The 22392-nt window shown below is 59.1% G+C and carries 20 protein-coding genes; 15 read left to right on the top strand and 5 right to left on the bottom strand.

Features of this window, described 5'->3' with window-relative positions; genetic code table 11:
* Positions 1-8: 8 nt before the first annotated feature.
* Both AC4PS7_RS17485 and AC4PS7_RS17480 read right to left on the bottom strand, forming a co-directional pair.
* A complete protein-coding gene (locus tag AC4PS7_RS17485) occupies positions 9-2417 on the bottom strand; it encodes a DNA translocase FtsK (RefSeq protein ID WP_010209603.1) in 2409 nt (802 codons plus the stop codon).
* A complete protein-coding gene (locus AC4PS7_RS17480; RefSeq protein WP_137205507.1) occupies positions 2392-2667 on the bottom strand; it encodes a hypothetical protein in 276 nt (91 codons plus the stop codon). The genes AC4PS7_RS17485 and AC4PS7_RS17480 overlap by 26 nt, the downstream gene beginning before the upstream one ends.
* Before the next feature lie 246 nt (positions 2668-2913).
* Here AC4PS7_RS17480 and aat point away from each other — a divergent pair, with 246 nt between their 5' ends.
* The 3 genes from aat to infA all read left to right on the top strand — a co-directional run bounded on the left by aat (position 2914) and on the right by infA (position 4676).
* Positions 2914-3594 carry a leucyl/phenylalanyl-tRNA--protein transferase gene (aat, locus tag AC4PS7_RS17475; protein WP_010209601.1) on the top strand — a complete coding sequence of 227 codons (681 nt, stop codon included), beginning with the start codon at positions 2914-2916 and terminating at the stop codon, positions 3592-3594.
* A 55-nt stretch (positions 3595-3649) separates the two neighbouring features.
* Entirely contained in the window at positions 3650-4357 is a 708-nt protein-coding gene (locus AC4PS7_RS17470; protein WP_010209600.1) for an arginyltransferase, read from the top strand.
* Positions 4358-4457: 100 nt separating this feature from the next.
* Positions 4458-4676, top strand: a complete 219-nt coding sequence (gene infA, locus AC4PS7_RS17465; protein ID WP_002553999.1) for a translation initiation factor IF-1 — start codon at positions 4458-4460, stop codon at positions 4674-4676.
* A gap of 253 nt (positions 4677-4929) precedes the next feature.
* Here the strand turns inward: infA and clpA are convergent, their stop codons facing one another.
* Together clpA and clpS are read right to left on the bottom strand one after the other, a co-directional pair.
* The gene (gene clpA, locus AC4PS7_RS17460) at positions 4930-7200 is read right to left on the bottom strand and encodes an ATP-dependent Clp protease ATP-binding subunit ClpA (RefSeq protein ID WP_010209598.1); all 2271 of its coding nucleotides are present in this window, start codon (positions 7198-7200) and stop codon (positions 4930-4932) included.
* Positions 7201-7229: 29 nt separating this feature from the next.
* On the bottom strand, positions 7230-7598 hold the full coding sequence (gene clpS, locus AC4PS7_RS17455) for an ATP-dependent Clp protease adapter ClpS (RefSeq protein ID WP_010209597.1): 369 nt from the start codon (positions 7596-7598) through the stop codon (positions 7230-7232).
* Positions 7599-7822: 224 nt separating this feature from the next.
* Here clpS and cspD point away from each other — a divergent pair, with 224 nt between their 5' ends.
* Positions 7823-8101, top strand: coding sequence for a cold shock domain-containing protein CspD (gene cspD / locus AC4PS7_RS17450; RefSeq protein WP_029529108.1), 279 nt, complete (start codon positions 7823-7825; stop codon positions 8099-8101).
* Positions 8102-8182: 81 nt separating this feature from the next.
* Here the strand turns inward: cspD and icd are convergent, their stop codons facing one another.
* Complete coding sequence (gene icd, locus AC4PS7_RS17445; protein WP_010209595.1) at positions 8183-9439, bottom strand: NADP-dependent isocitrate dehydrogenase; 1257 nt, start codon at positions 9437-9439, stop codon at positions 8183-8185.
* A gap of 493 nt (positions 9440-9932) precedes the next feature.
* On the opposite strand from icd, the gene AC4PS7_RS17440 reads away from it, so the two are divergent.
* From AC4PS7_RS17440 to AC4PS7_RS17390, 11 genes are all read left to right on the top strand, one after another.
* On the top strand, positions 9933-12158 hold the full coding sequence (locus tag AC4PS7_RS17440) for an NADP-dependent isocitrate dehydrogenase (protein ID WP_492179645.1): 2226 nt from the start codon (positions 9933-9935) through the stop codon (positions 12156-12158).
* A 226-nt stretch (positions 12159-12384) separates the two neighbouring features.
* Positions 12385-12831, top strand: coding sequence for an NUDIX hydrolase (locus tag AC4PS7_RS17435; protein WP_010209593.1), 447 nt, complete (start codon positions 12385-12387; stop codon positions 12829-12831).
* A gap of 59 nt (positions 12832-12890) precedes the next feature.
* Complete coding sequence (mnmA, locus tag AC4PS7_RS17430; protein WP_106119295.1) at positions 12891-14015, top strand: tRNA 2-thiouridine(34) synthase MnmA; 1125 nt, start codon at positions 12891-12893, stop codon at positions 14013-14015.
* Positions 14012-14635, top strand: coding sequence for a high frequency lysogenization protein HflD (gene hflD, locus AC4PS7_RS17425; RefSeq protein WP_021492762.1), 624 nt, complete (start codon positions 14012-14014; stop codon positions 14633-14635). Before mnmA ends, hflD begins: the two co-directional genes overlap by 4 nt.
* A 125-nt stretch (positions 14636-14760) precedes the next feature.
* On the top strand, positions 14761-16131 hold the full coding sequence (purB, locus tag AC4PS7_RS17420; RefSeq protein ID WP_492179644.1) for an adenylosuccinate lyase: 1371 nt from the start codon (positions 14761-14763) through the stop codon (positions 16129-16131).
* 83 nt (positions 16132-16214) lie between these two features.
* Complete coding sequence (locus tag AC4PS7_RS17415) at positions 16215-17381, top strand: ribosomal protein uL16 3-hydroxylase (RefSeq protein ID WP_010209588.1); 1167 nt, start codon at positions 16215-16217, stop codon at positions 17379-17381.
* Positions 17374-17796: a GNAT family N-acetyltransferase gene (locus tag AC4PS7_RS17410; protein ID WP_010209584.1), complete on the top strand. Its 423-nt coding sequence runs from the start codon at positions 17374-17376 to the stop codon at positions 17794-17796. The genes AC4PS7_RS17415 and AC4PS7_RS17410 overlap by 8 nt, the downstream gene beginning before the upstream one ends.
* 231 nt (positions 17797-18027) lie before the next feature.
* Entirely contained in the window at positions 18028-18765 is a 738-nt protein-coding gene (locus tag AC4PS7_RS17405) for a secretin N-terminal domain-containing protein (protein WP_044287355.1), read from the top strand.
* A 490-nt stretch (positions 18766-19255) separates the two neighbouring features.
* Positions 19256-20581 carry an isocitrate lyase gene (aceA, locus tag AC4PS7_RS17400; protein ID WP_003174717.1) on the top strand — a complete coding sequence of 442 codons (1326 nt, stop codon included), beginning with the start codon at positions 19256-19258 and terminating at the stop codon, positions 20579-20581.
* 657 nt (positions 20582-21238) lie between these two features.
* Positions 21239-21652 carry an NADH-quinone oxidoreductase subunit A gene (locus AC4PS7_RS17395; RefSeq protein WP_003219575.1) on the top strand — a complete coding sequence of 138 codons (414 nt, stop codon included), beginning with the start codon at positions 21239-21241 and terminating at the stop codon, positions 21650-21652.
* 10 nt (positions 21653-21662) lie between these two features.
* On the top strand, positions 21663-22337 hold the full coding sequence (locus AC4PS7_RS17390; RefSeq protein WP_003219572.1) for a NuoB/complex I 20 kDa subunit family protein: 675 nt from the start codon (positions 21663-21665) through the stop codon (positions 22335-22337).
* Positions 22338-22392: the final 55 nt, after the last annotated feature.

Genomic DNA, 22392 nt, shown 5'->3' with positions numbered 1-22392 from the left:
GTGCGGGATCAGTCGCGCATCTGCCCGGGGGCGATCACTTCACGCGAACCGTTGGTGTTCATTGCGGTGACGACACCCGCCATCTCCATGGCTTCGATCATGCGGGCGGCGCGGTTGTAGCCGATTTTCAGTTTCCGCTGCACCGCAGAAATCGAGGCGCGACGACTCTCCAGCACAAAGGCCACGGCCTCGTCGTATAGCGCGTCGGTTTCAGCATCGTCGTCACCACCGCCGCCGCCGTTTTCAAAACCGCTGCCGGCTTCTTCGACGCCGTTGAGGATGTCGTCGTTGTACTCGGGTGCGCCGCGCAGCTTCCAGGCCTCCACCACGCGGTGCACTTCGTCATCGGAAACAAAGGCGCCGTGGACCCGGATCGGCAGGCTGGTGCCCGGCGGCATGTAGAGCATGTCACCGTGGCCCAGCAATTGTTCGGCGCCGCCCTGATCGATGATGGTCCGTGAGTCGATCTTGCTCGACACCTGGAACGCCATACGCGTGGGAATGTTGGCCTTGATCAAACCCGTGATCACGTCCACCGACGGACGCTGGGTCGCGAGAATCAAGTGGATACCGGCCGCACGGGCCTTCTGGGCGATACGTGCGATCAGTTCTTCGACCTTCTTGCCGACGATCATCATCATGTCGGCGAATTCGTCGACCACCACCACGATAGTCGGCAGCTTGGTCAGTTTCGGCGCTTCGTCATGAATGCTTTCGCGCTTGTACAACGGGTCATCAATGGTCTCGCCGCGGTCGTGGGCTTCCTTGATCTTGGCGTTGAAGCCCGACAGGTTACGCACGCCCATCTTCGCCATCAGCTTGTAGCGGCGCTCCATCTCGGCCACGCTCCAGCGCAGGGCGTTGGCGGCGTCCTTCATGTCGGTAACCACTGGGCACAGCAGGTGCGGGATCCCTTCGTAGATCGACAACTCCAACATTTTCGGGTCGATCATGATCAGCTTGGCGTCTTCCGGGCCGGACTTGAACAGGATCGACAGGATCATCGCGTTCACACCCACCGACTTACCGGAACCGGTAGTACCGGCCACCAGCAGGTGAGGCATCTTCGCCAGGTCGGTGATCACCGGCTTGCCGCCGATGTCGTGGCCCAGGGCCAGGGTCACCGGCGACTTGAAGTTGTCATATTCAGGCGTCGACAGCACTTCGGAGAAGCGCACGATCTGACGGTCTTCGTTGGGAATCTCGATACCCACGGTGGTCTTGCCGGGGATGACTTCCACTACGCGCACGCTGGTCACGGCCAGGGAACGGGCCAGGTCCTTGGCCAGGTTGGAGATGCGGCTGACCTTCACACCGGCGGCCGGCTGGATTTCGTAACGGGTGATCACCGGGCCGGGGTGGATCGAGTCCACCGACACTTCGACGCCGAATTCCTTGAGCTTGATTTCCAACAGGTGACCGACGGCCGCCAGGGATTCCGGTGAATAGTTGAGTTGTTTCTTTTCGGCCGGGTCGAGGATCGAGATCGGCGGCAAAGTACCTTCGACGGCACTGTCGATGAACAGCGGCGCCTGTTTCTCTTTCTGCACGCGGTGGCTCGGCTCGGGAGCCTTGGGCGGAGCCGGCGCGATCACCGGCGGTACCTGCTTCTCGCGGTCCGACATGTGTTTGCTCAGGGCCTGCTCGCGCTCTATCAGGCGCTCCTTGACCTTGGCCTGCTCGCGCCGATCCGGCGTGCTCGGGGCCACGACCTCGTTGACGCGGGTGTCCACCTCGCGCAACTGGGCGACCATGCGCTTGCGATCGACACGGGCCGCCCACCAGCGGTTGGCAGCGCCCTGGAACAGTTCCAGCAGGTCGAGGGTGATCTTGCCGGTCACGTCCATCACCTTGAACCACGACAGGTCGGTGAACACGGTGAGGCCGAACAGGAACAAGGCGATAAACATCAGGGTGCTGCCCTGGATATTCAGGGTCTTGCGCGCCAGGTCGCCGAGGCTTTCGCCCAGCGCCCCGCCCGCGCCCGCCGGCAGGCCGGTCGGTGCATGAAAATGGATATGCGCCAGCGCAGCGCCGGACAGCACCAGGAACACCAGGCCGATCAAGCGCCAGGAAAACAGCCAGCCGCTCCACTGCCACGGCTCGTGGCGCTGGCGGAAGATCTGCCAGGTCTTGATCGCCAGCAGCAACGGGAAGATATAGGCGAAGTAGCCCAGCACCATGAACAGGATATCGGCGCTGTAGGAACCGGCAGGCCCACCGAAGTTCTGCACGTCTTCGATCTTGCTGTTGTGGCTCCAGCCCGGATCGTCCTTGCCGTAAGTGAGCAAGGCCATCATCAGGAACAGGCACAGGGCGCCGATAGCGATCAGCGCACCTTCCTTGAGGCGATAGTGCAGGTGCTGGCGCCAGGCCGGCACGACTGCTGCTTTAGGTGTTGCGGCGGATTTCTTCAAAACGGGTCTTTTCCTGCGCCTTTAGCGCGTCCATCTGTTGAATGACTGCAAATACTGCCCAATCCGAGCAGCTGAAAAATGAACGTGCGTCGTTGAATCTACTTTTAACATTGGGCGCTTGCTGGATGAAATGACGAAAGCGCCACAATGCCCGCATTGTACGGGTTTGTGCCGGCGATGCCACGCCCTTGCCCTTCACTCGGCAGCCTAGCCAAATTTTTGTCACAACATGTTCAATTTGAGCATGCATTGCCTTTGCTGACAAAGGCTTATGCGCTGTTTTTATCAATCAAGGCAAGCTTGGCAAATGGCCTGCATCGCACAGACCCGATTACGACCACGTCCCCGACACAGAGTTGCAGAAACACCTGCTCACGCTAATCCACGCCAATGGCCGATTCGGGCTGGCCCGATGGCCCCATGTCGACAATAATCAGCACTGCGCAAGCAGGTGCCATACCTGCCACTCCCCTCCCCTTCCGTAAGCCTGGATGCCATGCTGACCTGGTTACAACGCGATTCACTGACATTCCCTCCACTCGCCAAGGCGATGCGCGAACCCAATGGTCTGCTGGCTGCCGGCGGCGACCTGTCGGCCGAGCGCCTGGTACAAGCCTACCGCCACGGTTGCTTCCCGTGGTTTTCGGAGGGCCAGCCGATCCTCTGGTGGTCGCCCGACCCGCGCACCGTCATATTCCCCGACGAGCTGCATGTCTCCCGAAGCCTGGGCAAACTGTTGCGCCAGCAGCGCTACACCGTGACCTTCGATCAGGATTTCGCGGCGGTCATTCAGGCCTGCGCGGCACCGCGTGCTTATGCCGACGGCACCTGGATCACCGAAAGTATCCAGAGCGCTTACCTGACGCTCCACCAGCGCGGCTACGCCCATTCGGTGGAGGTTTGGGACAACGGCACGCTGGTGGGCGGGCTGTATGGCCTGGCGATGGGCCAGCTGTTTTTTGGCGAGTCCATGTTCAGCCGCGCCGACAATGCCTCGAAAGTTGGCTTTGCCACACTCACCCGACAACTGCAGGCCTGGGGCTTTGTACTGATCGACTGCCAAATGCCCAACGATCACCTCCATAGCCTGGGTGCCCGCGCCATATCCCGCAGCGACTTCGCAGGTTTCCTGCGCGACCATCTGGACCAGCCCAACGCTGGACCGTGGGTTTCCTAGGCGACTTCCGCGCTCCTGGCTTACACTTATTTCAAAGCTTATCCGAGGGTTGATCATGACCGAGTTGGCGCGTTTGAAGTTTTATGCCACTCAACCCCACTCTTGCAGCTATCTGCCCGACGAGCAGGCCACCACACTGTTCCTCGACCCCAGCCAGCCTATGGACGTGCATGTGTATGCCGACCTGTCGGAGATGGGCTTTCGGCGCAGCGGCGATCATCTGTACCGGCCTCATTGCCAGAACTGTAATGCCTGCGTCCCGGCACGTATTCCCGTGGCGCAGTTTCTGCCGGACCGCAACCAGAAACGCATCCTCAAGCGCAATGCCGACCTGACGGTGATGCCAACCAAGCCACGGTTCACCGAAGAGTACTTCGACCTGTACCAGCGCTACATCGAAGAGCGCCATGCCGATGGCGATATGTTTCCGCCCAGTCGCGACCAGTTCTCCACGTTCCTGGTACGCGACCTGCCGTTCTCGCGCTTCTATGAGTTTCGCGCCGACGGCCGGTTGCTGGCGGTGGCCGTGACCGATTTACTGCCTAACGGCCTGTCGGCGGTCTACACCTTTTACGAGCCCGGCGAAGAGCGCCGTAGCCTGGGACGCTTTGCGATCCTGTGGCAAATTGGCGAAGCCTTGCGCCTGGAACTGGAAGCTGTGTACCTCGGCTACTGGATCAAGAACTGCAAAAAGATGAACTACAAGACCCAATATCGGCCCATAGAACTGCTAATTAATCAAAGATGGGTCGTGCTTAACTAGAACCCCTTGGCTTAAACACCCTTTTTCGGGCACAATGCACGCCGCTTTTGCCTGGCGCAGTTGCACCGGGCCATTCACTGGATACCGAGGGCTTTACTGCATGTCGAAAGAAGACAGCTTCGAAATGGAAGGCACTGTCGTCGACACCCTGCCCAACACCATGTTTCGTGTGGAGTTGGAAAATGGGCACGTCGTAACCGCGCATATCTCCGGCAAGATGCGCAAGAACTACATTCGTATTCTTACCGGTGACAAAGTGCGCGTCGAGCTGACGCCCTATGACTTGAGTAAAGGGCGCATCACTTACCGCGCTCGCTAAGCAAGTCAATACAAAACGCCCGGTTATGCCGGGCGTTTTTGTGTGCGTGCGATTTAGCAGATACTGGTCAACCCTGTGGGAGCTGGCCTGCCTGCAATAGCGGTGTGTCAGCCAAGGAACCCTTTCCTGATCCACCGCTATTGCAGGCAAGCCAGCTCCCACATTTGATCTTTATTGACCTGAAGACTGAGCTGCACAATCAGAGACAGCAAAAAGGCGCCTTTCGGCGCCTTTTGCTTTGTTGCAACCGCTATCAGGCCATTTCAGCCGTGGTCTCGAACTCGAAGGTCAGCTCGCCATCCTTCAGGTCGATATGCACCACGCCGCCATGATCGGAAAGCTCGCCGAACAGGATTTCTTCGGCCAATGGCCGCTTGATCTTGTCCTGGATCAGACGCGCCATTGGGCGTGCGCCCATTGCCGCATCGTAACCACCTTGCGCCAGCCAACTGCGCGCCGCGTCCGTAACCTCCAACTGCACGCGCTTGTCTTCCAACTGCGCCTGAAGTTCGGTAAGGAACTTGTCCACCACGCTCTTGATGACCTCATGACTGAGGCGACCAAACTGGATAATGGTGTCCAGACGGTTGCGGAATTCCGGCGTGAAGCTCTTCTTGATCACTTCCATCGCATCGGAAGAGTGATCCTGATGGCTGAAGCCGATCGAAGCCCGCGCAGCCGTTTCGGCACCGGCGTTGGTGGTCATGATCACGATCACATTGCGGAAGTCCGCCTTGCGTCCGTTGTTGTCGGTCAGGGTTCCGTGATCCATTACCTGCAGCAGCAGGTTGAAGACTTCCGGGTGGGCCTTCTCGATTTCATCGAGCAGCAGCACGCAATGCGGTTGCTTGGTGATCGCTTCGGTCAGCAGACCGCCCTGATCGAAACCGACATAGCCCGGAGGCGCACCGATCAGGCGCGACACGGTGTGACGCTCCATGTACTCGGACATGTCGAAACGCACCAGCTCAATGCCCATGGCCTTGGCCAGCTGCCGCGCCGCTTCGGTCTTGCCGACGCCGGTCGGGCCTGCGAACAGGAACGAACCGACAGGCTTGTCCGGCGACTTGAGGCCCGCACGGGACAGCTTGATCGCGGTGGACAACGCATCGATGGCCGCATCCTGGCCGAACACGGTGAGCTTGAGGTCGCGCTCCAGGTTACGCAGCAACTCCTTATCGGAACTGTTGACGTGTTTTGGCGGAATCCGCGCGATCTTCGCGACAATGTCCTCGACCTGAGGCACGTCGATGCGCTTCACACGCTTCTCGACCGGCTGCAGGCGCTGGTAAGCCCCTGCCTCATCGATCACATCGATGGCCTTGTCCGGCATGTGACGGTCATTGATGTAGCGCGACGCCAGCTCGGCGGCGGAGCGCAGTGCTTCATCGGTGTACTCGATGCCATGGTGCGCTTCGAAACGCCCTTTGAGCCCCCGCAGGATACCGATGGTGTCTTCAACCGAAGGCTCGGAAACGTCGACTTTCTGGAAGCGACGCGCCAGGGCACGGTCTTTCTCGAAGATGCCGCGGAATTCCTGGAACGTGGTCGAACCGATGCAACGGATATCACCCGAAGACAGCAGCGGTTTGAGCAGGTTGGAAGCATCCATCACGCCACCGGACGCCGCGCCGGCCCCAATGATGGTGTGGATTTCGTCGATGAACAGGATCGCCTGCGGACGTTTTTTCAGCTCGCCGAGCAGCGCCTTGAAGCGCTTCTCGAAATCACCACGGTACTTGGTCCCCGCGAGCAACGCGCCCAGGTCCAAGGAGTAGACGACGCTGTTGGCCAGCAGGTCCGGCACCTGGTTATCGACGATGCGCTTGGCCAGGCCTTCGGCAATCGCGGTCTTGCCCACGCCTGCCTCACCCACCAGCAACGGGTTGTTCTTGCGACGACGCGCAAGGATCTGCGCTACACGCTCAACCTCAAGCTCTCGCCCCACCAGCGGATCGATCCGCCCCTGGCGCGCCAGCTCGTTGAGGTTGCTGGCATAGGCATCCAGTGGATTGCCCGAAGAAGAAGACTCACCGCCCTCGTCGTCCTGCATATCCTGCTCACCCTCGGAATGATCGCCGTGCCCGGGCACCTTGGAGATACCGTGGGCGATGTAGTTGACGACATCGATACGGGCAACGCTCTGCTGTTTCAGCAGGAACACTGCCTGGCTTTCCTGCTCGCTGAAAATCGCCACCAGCACATTGGCGCCTGTGACTTCACGCTTACCGGAGCTCTGAACATGGAACACGGCACGCTGAAGCACCCGCTGGAAGCCCAGGGTTGGCTGGGTTTCACGGTCTTCATCGTGGACTGGAATAAGTGGCGTCGTGGAGTCGATAAACTCCTGCAGGTCATGCTTGAGTTTGTCGAGGTTGGCGCCGCACGCACGTAGAACGGTAGCGGCAGCTTCGTTATCCAAAAGTGCCAGCAGCAGGTGCTCGACAGTCATGAATTCATGACGCTTCGAACGAGCCTCCTTGAAGGCAAGATTGAGGGTGACTTCGAGCTCGCGGTTTAACATAGCTTCACCTCATACCCAAGTGGTCGGCGTTAACCGTCCTTCTCGATTTCACAGAGTAGCGGATGCTGGCTTTCCCTGGCGTACTGGTTGACCTGCATGGCCTTTGTCTCGGCGATGTCGCGGGTAAACACTCCACATACTGCCCGTCCTTCTGTGTGAACGGCCAGCATTACCTTGGTCGCCAACTCGCGGTTCAGGTTAAAAAACACCTCGAGCACTTCGACCACGAAATCCATCGGTGTGTAGTCATCGTTGAACAAAACCACCTTGTACATCGGCGGCGCCTGTAAGGCAGGCTTGGCCTCCTGAACAGCAATGCCTGCAGAACCGTCGTCATCAGGTTCCTGATCCGGTCGATCCTGATTGAATGTTAGTCGAATCTGGCTGTTTGCATGCATGGAAAGAAAGGTTCGTCAGTGGTTCAAATACAGTGGTGGGGGCGACCTGTCAGAATTTCAACTCTGACCGACTGGTCGCCTTGACTATCGGCGAAACGGTGTTACAACCAATAGAACCCACAGTGGGTAAAAAAGGTCCGCGCAGTCAACCTTATTTATTCGGGTTAGGACGGATAAACTGGATGATACTCCAGTGATGGAGTCTGGTGCAGAGGGATATGGGTATGTCTGGCGTCAAGATCAAAGGCAAGGTCAAGTGGTTCAACAATGCCAAGGGATATGGTTTTGTTAACGAAGAAGGAAAAAGCGAGGACCTTTTTGCGCATTACTCAGCGATTATCATGGATGGTTACAAAACGCTGAAAGCGGGACAACCGGTCACCTTTGATATCATTCAAGGCCCCAAGGGGCTGCACGCCGCGAATATCGATACGGTGAAAGCAGAAGCCGATGCGAGCCCGGCAGTACGTGCGAGCGGCGTAGAAAAGAAACAAACGGCCTGATCAGCCGCCGAGCGTCCAGCGCGTTATAAAAAAACGGCCATCCCAATCAACTTGAGATGGCCGTTTTTTATGCCTGCGTGATTACATATGCGAAATCAACGCATCACCAAAGCCGGACGACGACACCAGCTTCGCGCCGTCCATAAGGCGCTCGAAGTCATAAGTTACCGTCTTGGCAGAAATCGCACCATTGGTGCCCTTGATGATCAGATCCGCAGCCTCGGTCCAGCCCATGTGACGCAGCATCATCTCAGCCGACAAAATCAGGGAGCCCGGATTGACCTGGTCCTTGCCCGCATATTTAGGCGCAGTACCGTGGGTCGCTTCGAACATCGCCACGGTGTCCGACAGGTTCGCACCCGGCGCAATACCGATACCACCCACCTCCGCCGCCAAGGCATCGGACAGGTAGTCGCCGTTCAGGTTGAGGGTCGCGATCACGTCATACTCGGCCGGACGTAGCAGGATCTGCTGAAGCATGGCGTCAGCAATCGCATCCTTGACCACCACGTTCTTGCCGGTCTTCGGGTTCTTGAACTGCATCCACGGACCGCCATCCAGCAGGGTCGCGCCAAACTCTTCAGCCGCCACTTCGTAGGCCCATTCCTTGAAGGCCCCTTCGGTGAACTTCATAATGTTGCCTTTGTGCACGATGGTCAGCGAGTCGCGATCGTTATCCACTACGTATTGCAGGGCCTTGCGTGCCAGGCGCTTGGTGCCTTCCAGCGATACCGGCTTGATACCAATCCCGCAATCCTGGTCGAAACGGATCTTGGTGACGCCCATTTCTTCCTTGAGGAACTTGATTACCTTGATCGCTTCGGCCGAACCGGCCTTCCATTCGATCCCGGCGTAAATGTCTTCGGAGTTTTCGCGGAAGATGGTCATGTCCACATCGCCAGGCTTCTTGACCGGGCTAGGCACGCCTTCGAACCAGCGCACCGGGCGCAAGCACACATACAGGTCGAGCTGTTGGCGCAGGGCTACGTTCAGCGAACGGATGCCGCCACCGACGGGGGTGGTCAGCGGCCCCTTGATGGAAACCACATAATCCTTGACCGCATCCAGGGTTTCCTGGGGCAGCCAGGTGTCCTGGTCGTAGACTTGAGTCGCCTTCTCACCGGCATACACCTCCATCCATGAGATCTTGCGCTTGCCGCCGTAGGCCTTTTCAACAGCTGCGTCGACCACCTTGATCATCACCGGGCTGATGTCGACGCCGATACCGTCACCTTCGATGTAAGGGATGATCGGTTGGTCAGGAACATTGAGAGAATGGTCTGCGTTGACGGTGATTTTGTCGCCGACTGCCGGAACCTGAATCTTCTTGTATCCCATGCTGAACTCCATCTATGGATTGAACATCTGGCTGCGTTCGAGCCTACTCCAGATAAATGGCGACTGAAACCTCACGCCATGCTCATTTGCATCGAAAACAGCATAATTTGTCGCCTACAAGCCTGAAAGAAAAGGCAAAATCGCCAATCTTGAGCACAACGTGCGACTTTGGTAGCAACTTCTGCCCTGCGACCTTTAGACCAATGGACGACACACCTTTTGTATGAAGGCTCAGCGTAAGCATAGCGACCTATGTATAATGCCGCCGCTGACCAAAGAGTCACGACGGCTGACCGCTCTAGACAGTAGCCTTCAGCCAGAAAGCAGGACTATTACAATAGTCCAAACGCTTGACGCTCGACTGATGCAACCCAACATCACCGCGAAGAAACCTCGACATTTCGCTCATGGATGACTTTGAACGAACGCGCTCCACCCGGCGCATCTCGAGTTTCTGCGCACGCTTTCAGCAAAGAAGAGAGTTAATCCGAATATGCCCACCCGCTCGAAGATCATCTACACCTTCACCGACGAAGCCCCGGCCCTCGCCACCTATTCACTGCTGCCTATCGTAGAGGCCTTCACCGCTTCCGCTGATATTGCCGTGGAAACCCGCGACATCTCCCTCGCCGCGCGCATCCTCGCAAGCTTCCCCGAGCAACTGGGCGCCAAGGCTATCCCGGACCACCTCGCCGAACTGGGCGACCTGGCCGTTACGCCTGAAGCCAACATCATCAAGCTGCCTAACATCAGCGCCTCGACCCCGCAGCTGCAAGCCGCGATCAAGGAACTGCAGGCCCAGGGCTATGCCCTGCCGGACTACCCGGAAACCGTAACCACCGACGCGGAAAAAGAAACCCGTGCACGTTACGACAAGGTCAAGGGCAGCGCCGTGAACCCGGTACTGCGCGAAGGCAACTCCGACCGCCGCGCACCGCTGTCGGTCAAGAACTACGCGCGCAAGCACCCGCACAAGATGGGCGCCTGGGCTGCCGACTCCAAGTCGCACATTGCCCACATGAACAATGGCGATTTCTACGGCAGCGAAAAAGCCGTACAGATCGAAGCCGCTGACGCTGTCAAAATCGAGCTGATCGCCCAAGACGGCACCGCCACCGTCCTGAAGGAAAAGACTTCGGTACAGGCCGGCGAGATCATCGACACCGCTGTACTGAGCAAGAAAGCCCTGCGCGCGTTCATCGCCGCTGAAATCGAAGACGCCAAGAAACAAGGCGTGCTGCTGTCGGTTCACCTGAAAGCCACCATGATGAAGGTCTCCGACCCGATCATGTTCGGCCAGATCGTTGCCGAGTTCTATAAAGACGCCCTGACCAAGCACGCTACCGTGCTGGAGCAGATCGGCTTCAACCTGAACAACGGCATCGGCGACCTGTACGCTCGCATCAAGGCCCTGCCGGCCGAGCAGCAAGCACAGATCGAAGCGGACATCCAGGCTGTTTATGCCGCTCGCCCTTCCCTGGCGATGGTCAACTCTGACAAAGGCATCACCAACCTGCACGTGCCGAGCGACGTGATCGTCGACGCCTCGATGCCGGCCATGATCCGTGACTCCGGCAAGATGTGGGGCACCGATGGCCAGCTGCACGACACCAAGGCTGTGATCCCGGATCGCTGCTACGCCACCATCTACCAGGCGGTCATCGAAGACTGCAAGGCCAATGGCGCTTTCGACCCAACCACCATGGGCAGCGTGCCAAACGTTGGCCTGATGGCGAAGAAAGCCGAAGAGTACGGCTCCCACGACAAGACCTTCCAGATCAAGGCTGACGGCGTAGTCCGCGTCACCGACAGCAAGGGCAGCCTGCTGATGGAACAGAAGGTCGAAGCCGGCGACATCTTCCGCATGTGCCAGACCAAAGACGCGCCGATCCAGGATTGGGTCAAACTGGCCGTCAACCGCGCCCGCGCGAGCAACACCCCAGCGATTTTCTGGCTGGACCCACAGCGTGCTCACGACGGCGTCGTGGTCGAGAAAGTTCAGGCTTACCTGAAAGACTACAACACCGAAGGCCTGGACATCCGCATCATGTCGCCCGTCGACGCGATGAAGTTCACCCTGGAGCGCACCCGCAAGGGCCTGGACACCATCTCGGTAACCGGCAACGTACTGCGTGACTACCTGACCGACCTGTTCCCGATCATGGAGCTGGGCACCAGCGCCAAGATGCTGTCCATCGTGCCGCTGATGAACGGCGGCGGCCTGTTCGAAACCGGCGCCGGCGGTTCGGCACCGAAGCACGTGCAGCAACTGGTGGAAGAGAACTTCCTGCGCTGGGACTCCCTGGGCGAGTTCCTGGCCCTGGCCGCCTCCCTTGAGCATTTGGGTGTGACGTACAACAACCCGAAAGCCCTGGCACTGTCCAAGACCCTGGACCAGGCCACCGGCCAGTTCCTCGACAACAACAAGTCGCCATCGCGCAAAGTCGGCAACATCGACAACCGCGGCAGCCACTTCTACCTGGCGCTGTACTGGGCTCAAGCCCTGGCTGCCCAGACCGAAGACACCGCACTGCAAGCGCAGTTTGGCGAACTGGCTAAAACCCTGAGCGAAAACGAGGCGACTATCGTTGCCGAGCTGAACGCCGTACAGGGCAAGCCAGTGGACATCGGCGGCTACTACGCGCCGAACCCGGAGCTGACCAGCAAGGCCATGCGCCCAAGCACCACCCTCAACGCGGCCATTGCCAAGTTGAAGTAAGGTTGTAAGGATGCAAAGAAGCCCCGGCCCTGTGCCGGGGTTTCTGTTTCAGGACACTGCGGTTTTGCTGAACAAACCGGATCAAAGTGTGGGAGCGGGCTTGCTCGCGAATGCAATGGGTCAGATATGCATCGGGCGACTGTCACACCGCATTCGCGAGCAAGCCCGCCCCCACACTGACTGCAATCCTGCCCAAAGACCGTCGCATCTCGAATCGAGGTTTTGAATGACCTGGCAACCCCACATCACCGTCGCCACCATCGTCGAAGACAACGGCCGCTTCTTGATGGTCGAAGAACTCAAGGGTGGCCGCGCCGTGCTCAACCAGCCGGCGGGCCACCTGGACCCGCATGAAACCCTGACCGAGGCCGCCGTGCGCGAAACCCTCGAAGAAACCGGCTGGGACGTCGAAGCCACCGGTATTGTCGGGATCTACCTGTACACCGCCCCCAGCAATGGGGTGACTTATCAACGGGTCTGTTTCATCGCCAACGCCTTGAAACACCATCCAGACTATCAACTCGATGAAGGCATCCTGCGTGCTCGCTGGCTGACCCGTGACGAGCTGATGGCCTTGCGCGACGACTGGCGCAGCGAGCTGATCATCCGCTGCATCGATGATTATCTGGCCGGCCATCGCCACAGTCTCGAATTGATCCGCCCTTCTCTTTAGCCTTGAAGGCCTGAGCCTGATAGAATCGCGTCCTTTTTCAAGACACCCGTTGAAATCCTATGCGTGATCCAGCCCCTTCTGACACACAAAAGAAGCGCGTCATCGTCGGCATGTCCGGCGGCGTGGACTCTTCCGTTTCCGCCGTTCTGCTGATGGAGCAGGGATATGAGGTGGAAGGCCTGTTCATGAAGAACTGGGAGGAAGACGATGGAACGGAATACTGTACCGCCATGGACGACCTGGCAGACGCCCAGGCCGTGTGCGACAAGATCGGTATCAAGCTGCACACCGCCAACTTCGCCGCCGAGTACTGGGACAACGTGTTCGAGCACTTCCTGGCCGAATACAAGGCCGGCCGCACGCCGAACCCGGACATCCTGTGCAACCGCGAGATCAAGTTCAAGGCGTTCCTCGACTACGCCATGATGCTCGGGGCCGACCTGATTGCCACTGGCCACTACGTGCGCCGACGCGACATCGATGGTCGTACCGAATTGCTCAAGGGCCTGGACCCGAACAAGGACCAGAGCTACTTCCTGCACGCCGTCGGTGGTGAGCAGATCGCCAAGACCCTGTTCCCGGTGGGCGAGCTGGAAAAGCCCGAAGTGCGCAGGATCGCCGAGAAACACGGCCTGGCCACCGCCAAGAAGAAGGATTCCACCGGCATCTGCTTTATCGGCGAACGCCGCTTCAGCGACTTCCTCAAACAATACCTGCCAGCACAACCGGGCGAGATCAAGACCACCGAGGGTGAAGTCATCGGCCGCCACCATGGCCTGATGTACCACACCATCGGCCAACGCCAGGGCCTGGGCATCGGCGGCCTGAAAGACGCTGGTGAAGAGCCGTGGTACGTGCTGATCAAGGACCTGGAACACAACGAGCTGATCGTCGGCCAGGGCAACGAGCATCCACTGCTGTTTTCCGGCGCCCTGCTCGCCTCGGAAATTTATTGGGTCAACCCGATCGACCTGAGCACCCCGCGCCGCCTGACGGCCAAAGTGCGTTATCGCCAGAGCGACCAGCCTTGCACCCTGGAAAAAACCGCCACCGGTTACCGCACCATCTTTGACGACCCGCAACGCGCCGTCACGCCTGGCCAGTCCGTGGTGTTCTACGACGGCGAAATCTGCCTGGGCGGCGGCGTGATAGAAGTTGCCGAAGCCTGGAGCAACCCGGCATGAGCCCGACCCAGGAGCAATTGACGGCACTCGGCGGGGTTTTTCTCTCCGCCGTGCTGGTGGACAAGATCGCCAAGACCGGCCAGGTCACTGAAGCCGGCCTCACCTGCATGCTTGGCAGCCTACTGATCCGCGACCCCAAGGACACCCTGGAGGTCTACGGCGGTGACGATCTGGCGCTGCGTGAAGGCTATCGCGCGCTGATCGGCGCGCTTGAGCGCGACCCAAGCACCTTGCAGCGCGAGCCGTTGCGCTACGCTCTGTCGATGCTCGGTCTTGAGCGTCAACTGGCCAAGCGCGACGACATGCTGGAGGTCATCGGCAAGCGCCTGCCACAGATTCAGTCCCAGGTGGAACACTTCGGCCCGGCCCACGAAAACGTGATCGCAGCCTGCGGTGCGCTGTACCAGGACACCTTGAGCACCTTGCGGCAGCGCATCCAGGTGCACGGTGACATGCGCAACCTGCAGCAACCGAATAACGCCTCGAAAATCCGCGCCTTGCTCCTGGCCGGTATTCGTTCGGCGCGGTTGTGGCGCCAGTTGGGCGGTCATCGTTGGCAGTTGGTGATCAGCCGACGCAAATTGCTCAAAGAGCTTTACCCGTTGATGCGCAACGAATAAGTCGCATCAGCAGGCCATTTTCAAGCCGTTACGCGTAATACGCCGGTCAGTTGGCAACGGACCGGCGGATTTTTTCATGTATGATACGCGCCCCATTTCGTTGCCCGACTGTCCGAGAACACCCCATGCAGCTCTCTTCGCTCACTGCGGTTTCCCCTGTTGACGGCCGCTACGCCGGCAAAACCCAGGCCCTGCGCCCTATTTTCAGCGAGTACGGCCTGATCCGCGCTCGTGTCCTGGTTGAAGTGCGCTGGCTCCAGCGCCTGGCCGCTCACCCCGCCATCAGCGAAGTGCCGGCGTTCTCCGCCGAAGCCAACGCTGTGCTCAACACCCTGGCGGAAAACTTCTCCCTGGAGCACGCCGAGCGTGTGAAAGAGATCGAGCGCACCACCAACCACGACGTAAAAGCCATCGAATACCTGCTCAAAGAGCAAGCGGCAAAGCTGCCGGAACTGGCCCAGGTCAGCGAGTTCATCCACTTTGCCTGCACCAGCGAGGACATCAACAACCTGTCCCACGCCCTGATGCTGCGCGAAGGCCGTGATGACGTGATGCTGCCGCTGATGCGCCAAACCGCCAACGCCATCCGCGAACTGGCCATCCGTTTCGCCGACGTACCGATGCTGTCGCGCACTCACGGCCAGCCGGCGTCGCCGACCACCCTGGGCAAAGAACTGGCTAACGTGGTGTACCGCCTGGAGCGCCAGATCGCTCAAGTCGCGGCCGTGCCGCTGCTGGGCAAGATCAACGGCGCCGTAGGCAACTACAACGCCCACCTGTCGGCCTACCCAGAGATCGACTGGGAAGCCAACGCCCGCGCCTTCATCGAAGACGAGCTGGGCCTGGGCTTCAACCCGTACACCACGCAGATCGAACCGCACGACTACATCGCCGAGCTGTTCGACGCCATTGCGCGCTTCAACACCATCCTGATCGATTTCGATCGCGATATCTGGGGCTACATCTCCCTGGGCTACTTCAAGCAGCGCACCATTGCCGGTGAAATCGGTTCGTCGACCATGCCGCACAAGGTCAACCCGATCGACTTCGAAAACTCCGAAGGCAACCTCGGCATCGCCAATGCCCTGTTCCAGCACCTGGCCAGCAAGTTGCCGATTTCCCGCTGGCAGCGCGACCTGACCGACTCCACCGTGCTGCGCAACCTCGGCGTGGGTTTTGCCCATAGCGTGATCGCGTACGAAGCCAGCCTCAAAGGCATCAGCAAACTCGAGCTCAACGAGCAAAAGATTGCCGCTGACCTGGACGCGTGCTGGGAAGTATTGGCCGAGCCGATCCAGACCGTGATGCGCCGCTACAACATCGAAAACCCGTACGAGAAGCTGAAGGAATTGACGCGCGGCAAGGGCATCAGCCCAGAAGCACTGCAAACTTTCATCGACGGCCTGGACATGCCAGCCGCGGCCAAGGCCGAGCTGAAACTGCTCACCCCGGCCAACTACATCGGCAACGCTGTAGAGCAAGCCAATCGCATCTGATCATCGCTAGACCTTTGAGACGCCCGGCCGCGCCGGGCGTTTTTATTCCAGTCTGAAAAATGCTTTTTTTCAATAGGTTACACATGAATCCTGATATCCCTCTTCAACTTCTGGGCGGCATCACGGCACGGGAATTCCTGCGCGACTACTGGCAGAAAAAGCCGCTGCTGATCCGTCAGGCCATCCCTGACTTCGAAAGCCCGATCGACGCCGACGAACTCGCCGGCCTGGCCCTGGAAGAAGAAGTCGAATCGCGCCTGGTGATCGAACACGGCGAGCGCCCGTGGGAATTGCGTCGCGGCCCCTTTGCTGAAGACGCCTTCAGCACCCTGCCCGAGCGCGAGTGGACCCTGCTGGTGCAGGCCGTCGATCAGTTCGTGCCGGAAGTGGCCGAATTGCTGGAGCAGTTCCGCTTCCTGCCAAGCTGGCGCATCGACGATGTGATGATCAGCTTCGCCGCGCCGGGTGGCAGCGTCGGCCCGCACTTCGACAACTACGACGTGTTCCTGCTGCAAGCCCAGGGCAAGCGCAACTGGAAGATCGGTCAGATGTGCAGTTCGGAGAGCCCGCTGCTGCAACACGCCGACCTGCGCATCCTCGCCGAATTCGAAGAAAGCGCCGAATGGGTGCTGGAACCGGGCGATATGCTCTACCTGCCGCCGCGCCTGGCCCACTTCGGCATTGCCGAAGACGACTGCATGACCTACTCCGTGGGTTTCCGTGCACCGAGCGCCGCCGAAGTGCTGACCCACTTCACCGACTTCCTCAGCCAGTACCTGACGGATGAAGAGCGCTACACTGACGCCGACGCTCAGCCCGCCACTGACCCGCACCAGATCCAGGGCGACGCCCTCGACCGGCTCAAGAGTCTGCTGGCCGAGCACATGAGTGACGAGCGCATGCTGCTGACCTGGTTTGGCCAGTTCATGACCGAGCCGCGCTATCCTGAACTGGTGGCCGGTGAAGAATTGGGCGAAGAGGATTTCGTCAACAGCCTGCAAGACGGCGCGATCCTGGTACGCAACCCGAGCGCGCGCATGGCCTGGTCGGAAGTCGACGATGATGTGCTGCTGTTCGCCAGCGGCCAGAGCCGTTACCTGCCGGGCAAGCTGCGCGAATTGCTCAAGCTGATCTGCGCCGCCGACGCGCTGCACGCCGAAAACCTCGCCCCATGGCTGGCGGACGAAGACGGTCGCGACCTGCTGTGCGAATTGGTCAAGCAAGGAAGCCTGGGATTTGCCGATGAATAAGATTCACGTAAGTGTCGCGGACTGGCAAAAGGATATCGCCGAGATTCGGCGCATTCGTGAAGCGGTGTTTATCGCTGAGCAATCGGTTCCACCTGAGCTGGAGTGGGACGCAGACGATGCGAGTGCTGTGCATTTTCTCGCATTCGAGGGCGACTTTCCGATCGGCACCGCGCGCCTGCTGCCCAGCGGCGAAATCGGGCGCGTTTCGGTACTCAAAGACTGGCGCGGGCTGAAGGTCGGCGACAAGCTGATGGAAGCCGTAATCGGCGTGGCCGAGCAACGCGGTCAGACCAAGCAGTTCCTGAGTGCGCAGGTCTATGCGGCGCCGTTCTATGAGCGACTGGGCTTCAAGATCGTCAGCGGGGAATTCCTGGAAGTCGGGATTCCCCATGTCGATATGGTGCGCGGGGGCTGATTCGAGACCGCGTCGCTGCCATCGGGAGCAAGCCCCCTGCCACACTTGACCGCATCCTCAAGGATGTACTCGGTCAAAATGTGGGAGGGGGCTTGCCCCCGATAGCTATTTCAGCAACACCAACAATGCCCTGCCATGCCAGGGCATTTTGCCGTCTACGATTCAACTTGCGACCCACCAGGCCGACAAACTGGCACTATCAAGCCCAAATGACTCGCAGAGATCACGGACATGTCCCTACGCACCCTGCTCACCGCCCTCCTCCTGACCGCCAGTTGCTCGGCCATGGCCGACACTGAAGTCGTCAACCTGAGCAACCGCACCAGTGCCGACCTGCTGCCCGTGGCGCAGAACTTCATCGGCAAGGACGGCACCGTCAGCGCTTACGGCAACCAACTTATCGTCAACGCTGACCCCGCCAAGATCCAGGACCTGCGCGCCCTGCTTGCACAATTGGACACACCAGCCAAGCGCCTGTTGATCACCGTCGACACCAACGAAAACAACCAGCAGAACAGCGGCGACAGCCAGACCCGCATCATCAGCTACGGCACCGCCAGCCGCGACGGCGGGATCCAGCAGATTCAGGCCAGCGAAGGTGTGCCCGCGCTGATCCAGGTAGGCCAGAGCGTACCGCTGACCACCACCCAGCAGGACAGCTACGGCCGTCTGCAGAACCAGACCCAGTATCGCAACGTGACCCAGGGCTTCTACGTCACCGCCAGCGTCACTGGCGAGACCGTGCACCTGGCGATCAGCACCAATCGTGACCGCATGAGCCAGGAGCGTCCCGATGTAGTGAATGTGCAAAGTACCGACACAACCGTCAGCGGTCGACTGGGCGAGTGGATTCCCCTGGCCGGCATCAATCGCGAAACCCAGGCCGATAAATCCTCTACAACCCGCAGCTACTCTACCCAGGGCCGCGATGACCTGACTTTACGGGTCAAGGTCGACACCCTGAACTGAAGCACCAAAAACTGACTGATGAGTCGTATTAGACTAAAGATGTAGTGCTTGAAAAAAAGCACTACAAAACATTTGACGATCCAAAAAAGCATGGGCATGATGGCCTCGCTCCCGCTAATCAGGGGCCCTGGCAAGGGCCTTCGGATCGCCGCTCTAAGCTACCCACCTGAGCCGATTCGTGTCTGTACCGCCCACAAGGCGTGTTTGACGAGGTTGCGACTGGAACGAAGTTGTCCCGAGGGACGGAAGCTAACCAGGTAACCCGGCTACACGCTGTTGAACACCCAAGGGCCCACGACGCCCTCAGACTGTTCGCGGCCCGCCATTACCTACCGCCCCTCTCGCCAATCGTTCACCCCGTCGCATTCCCCGCCAGACCCGCCATGACCGCCTAAGCTTCTGGTCAGCGAGCAGCCCTGCCCACGCATGTGAATGCAGGGCTGGCAAATGGATTTTTCCACCACAAGAAGACGCGACGAGGTTTACTTCCATGGCACTGACACGCGAACAGCAAATTGCAGCCCTCGAAAAAGACTGGGCTGAAAACCCACGCTGGAAAGGCGTGACCCGCGCTTATTCCGCTGCTGACGTCGTCCGCCTGCGTGGCTCGGTTCAACCTGAGCACACCTTTGCAAAACTCGGCGCCGAGAAGCTGTGGAACCTGGTGACCCAAGGTGCCAAGCCTTCCTTCCGTCCCGACAAAGATTTCGTCAACTGCATGGGCGCCCTCACTGGCGGCCAGGCAGTGCAACAGGTGAAAGCCGGCATCCAGGCGATCTACCTGTCCGGCTGGCAAGTGGCGGCGGACAACAACTCCGCTGAATCCATGTACCCCGACCAATCGCTGTACCCGGTGGACTCTGTGCCAACCGTGGTCAAGCGCATCAACAACTCGTTCCGTCGTGCCGACCAGATCCAGTGGAAAGCCGGCAAGAACCCAGGCGACGAAGGCTACATCGATTACTTCGCACCTATCGTGGCTGACGCTGAAGCCGGCTTCGGCGGCGTGCTGAACGCCTACGAACTGATGAAGAGCATGATCGAGGCAGGCGCCGCCGGTGTGCACTTCGAAGACCAACTGGCTTCAGTGAAAAAATGCGGCCACATGGGCGGCAAGGTACTGGTTCCTACCCAGGAAGCCGTACAGAAGTTGACCGCTGCCCGCCTGGCCGCTGACGTTGCCGGTACACCGACCATCATCCTGGCCCGTACCGACGCCAACGCCGCTGACCTGCTGACGTCGGACTGCGACCCTTACGACCAGCCATTCGTGACCGGCGAGCGCACCCAGGAAGGTTTCTACAAGGTACGTGCCGGCCTGGACCAAGCGATTGCCCGTGGCCTGGCCTACGCGCCGTACGCCGACCTGATCTGGTGCGAAACCGCCAAGCCGGACCTGGACGAAGCGCGTCGTTTCGCCGAAGCCATCAAGAAGGAATACCCGGACCAACTGCTGTCCTACAACTGCTCGCCTTCCTTCAACTGGAAGAAAAACCTGGACGACGCGACCATCGCCAAGTTCCAGCGCGAACTGTCCGCCATGGGCTACAAGCACCAGTTCATCACCCTGGCCGGCATTCACAACATGTGGCACAGCATGTTCAACCTGGCGCATGACTACGCCCGCAACGACATGACGGCCTACGTGAAGCTGCAGGAGCAGGAGTTCGCTGACGCCGCCAAGGGTTACACCTTCGTGGCTCACCAGCAGGAAGTGGGCACCGGCTATTTCGACGACATGACTACCGTGATCCAGGGCGGCACCTCGTCCGTGACCGCGCTGACCGGTTCGACCGAAGAAGAGCAGTTCCACTAAGCACCGCGTACACGGCCACTGCGGCCCCAAGGAAGACCTAACCGCAGTGCCGCACGACAATCACGCCCCGACTGGTTCGGGGCGTTTTTTTTGTTTTCTGAAAATCCCCCCTGACAATAAAAAGTCAAAATGTGGGGGCGGGCTTGCTCGCGAAAGCACTGGCTCAGTCAGCACATGTTTTCCTGGCACACCGCTTTCGCGAGCAAGCCCGCCCCCACAGGGGAAAGCGTCCAACCTGAAGATTTTGTGCAAAACATTGATCCAGAGCGGTATTCACCTGAATCAAATCGGTTAAAAGATCCCCGTCGACAACTAAGCGCCCTTCAAGCAAGTAACAACAACTTCCCGCGCCACACGAGAAACATTCGCTTAAACCCCACGCAAACAATAGTCATTATCATTTGGCGCGTGAAAACTTCGTTACAGTTGAAACAAAACTTAATTGTTCAAAAGCCCGCTAATGCCCACACCATAAGGGCTACAGCCCCAAGAAGGTGCACTATGTCCTTATTCCATCGAATAATTTCGCCATAGGAATTTTACTTGCCCGGTGTTTAGCCATAAAATCACCGCGATTGATTGCAGTGCGACATATCGTCACTGCATCGTTACTTTTTCGAGCTCAGAGACCTTTGCTCTCTGTTAAGGATTTCCAGCATGACCGAAGCGACAGGACTCATGGCCCACAACTGGGGCTTTGCCATTTTCCTCCTCGGTGTTGTCGGCCTCTGCGCCTTCATGCTCGGCGTCTCCAGCCTCCTCGGGTCAAAAGCCTGGGGCCGCAGCAAAAATGAACCGTTCGAGTCCGGCATGCTGCCTACAGGTGGCGCCCGCTTGCGGCTCTCAGCCAAATTCTATCTGGTCGCGATGCTGTTCGTGATCTTCGATATCGAAGCCCTCTTTCTCTTTGCCTGGTCTGTGTCCGTCCGCGAAAGCGGCTGGACCGGATTCGTCGAAGCCCTCGTTTTCATAGCAATTCTGTTGGCAGGCCTTGTCTACCTATTTCGAGTGGGCGCCCTTGACTGGGCTCCGGAAGCTCGTCGTAAGCGGCAAGCGAAGCTGAAACAATGAGGCTTTGGCGATGCAATACAATCTCACCAGGATCGACCCGGATGCTCCTAACGAGCAGTACCCCATCGGCGAACGGGAAACCGTTTCCGACCCGTTAGAAGACCAAGTCCACAAAAACATCTACATGGGCAAGCTGGAAGACGTGCTGAGTGGCGCGGTCAACTGGGGACGTAAGAACTCCCTGTGGCCGTACAACTTTGGTCTTTCGTGCTGCTACGTGGAAATGACCACCGCCTTCACGGCGCCCCACGACATCGCGCGCTTTGGCGCCGAAGTTATCCGGGCATCACCGCGTCAGGCGGATTTCATGGTTATCGCCGGAACCTGCTTTATCAAGATGGCGCCGATCATTCAGCGTCTCTACGAGCAAATGCTCGAGCCGAAGTGGGTTATCTCCATGGGTTCGTGCGCCAACTCCGGTGGCATGTACGACATCTACTCCGTTGTTCAAGGGGTGGACAAGTTCCTGCCCGTGGACGTCTACGTGCCTGGCTGCCCGCCCCGCCCTGAAGCATTTCTGCAAGGCTTGATGCTGTTGCAGGAATCGATTGGCAAGGAGCGTCGCCCACTTTCCTGGGTTGTCGGAGATCAAGGCGTTTACCGCGCCGAGATGCCGTCACAAAAGGAACAGCGCCGCGAACAGCGTATTCAGGTCACCAACCTGCGCAGCCCCGACGAAGTCTGATCCAGCACCGATTCTTTTATAGAACGAAAACCTGGCTTCATTCTTTACGTTGACC

It is taken from the genome of Pseudomonas sp. DW-iso3 (assembly GCF_058725305.1).
The sequence above is the reverse complement of the archived record's forward strand: the minus strand, read 5'-3'. Positions and strand labels throughout refer to the sequence as shown.

Excerpts from the sequence above, each read along its gene's own strand:
- AC4PS7_RS17405 (WP_044287355.1), top strand. The coding sequence starts at position 18,028 with ATGTCCCTACGCACCCTGCTCACCGCCCTCCTCCTGACCGCCAGTTGC.
- purB (WP_492179644.1), top strand. The coding sequence starts at position 14,761 with ATGCAGCTCTCTTCGCTCACTGCGGTTTCCCCTGTTGACGGCCGCTAC.
- infA (WP_002553999.1), top strand. The coding sequence starts at position 4,458 with ATGTCGAAAGAAGACAGCTTCGAAATGGAAGGCACTGTCGTCGACACC.
- cspD (WP_029529108.1), top strand. The coding sequence starts at position 7,823 with ATGTCTGGCGTCAAGATCAAAGGCAAGGTCAAGTGGTTCAACAATGCC.
- AC4PS7_RS17480 (WP_137205507.1), bottom strand. The coding sequence starts at position 2,667 with ATGCATGCTCAAATTGAACATGTTGTGACAAAAATTTGGCTAGGCTGC.
- mnmA (WP_106119295.1), top strand. The coding sequence starts at position 12,891 with ATGCGTGATCCAGCCCCTTCTGACACACAAAAGAAGCGCGTCATCGTC.
- clpS (WP_010209597.1), bottom strand. The coding sequence starts at position 7,598 with ATGCATGCAAACAGCCAGATTCGACTAACATTCAATCAGGATCGACCG.
- hflD (WP_021492762.1), top strand. The coding sequence starts at position 14,012 with ATGAGCCCGACCCAGGAGCAATTGACGGCACTCGGCGGGGTTTTTCTC.
- AC4PS7_RS17395 (WP_003219575.1), top strand. The coding sequence starts at position 21,239 with ATGACCGAAGCGACAGGACTCATGGCCCACAACTGGGGCTTTGCCATT.
- AC4PS7_RS17470 (WP_010209600.1), top strand. The coding sequence starts at position 3,650 with ATGACCGAGTTGGCGCGTTTGAAGTTTTATGCCACTCAACCCCACTCT.
- AC4PS7_RS17440 (WP_492179645.1), top strand. The coding sequence starts at position 9,933 with ATGCCCACCCGCTCGAAGATCATCTACACCTTCACCGACGAAGCCCCG.
- AC4PS7_RS17435 (WP_010209593.1), top strand. The coding sequence starts at position 12,385 with ATGACCTGGCAACCCCACATCACCGTCGCCACCATCGTCGAAGACAAC.
- clpA (WP_010209598.1), bottom strand. The coding sequence starts at position 7,200 with ATGTTAAACCGCGAGCTCGAAGTCACCCTCAATCTTGCCTTCAAGGAG.
- AC4PS7_RS17415 (WP_010209588.1), top strand. The coding sequence starts at position 16,215 with ATGAATCCTGATATCCCTCTTCAACTTCTGGGCGGCATCACGGCACGG.
- aceA (WP_003174717.1), top strand. The coding sequence starts at position 19,256 with ATGGCACTGACACGCGAACAGCAAATTGCAGCCCTCGAAAAAGACTGG.
- aat (WP_010209601.1), top strand. The coding sequence starts at position 2,914 with ATGCTGACCTGGTTACAACGCGATTCACTGACATTCCCTCCACTCGCC.
- AC4PS7_RS17390 (WP_003219572.1), top strand. The coding sequence starts at position 21,663 with ATGCAATACAATCTCACCAGGATCGACCCGGATGCTCCTAACGAGCAG.
- icd (WP_010209595.1), bottom strand. The coding sequence starts at position 9,439 with ATGGGATACAAGAAGATTCAGGTTCCGGCAGTCGGCGACAAAATCACC.
- AC4PS7_RS17410 (WP_010209584.1), top strand. The coding sequence starts at position 17,374 with ATGAATAAGATTCACGTAAGTGTCGCGGACTGGCAAAAGGATATCGCC.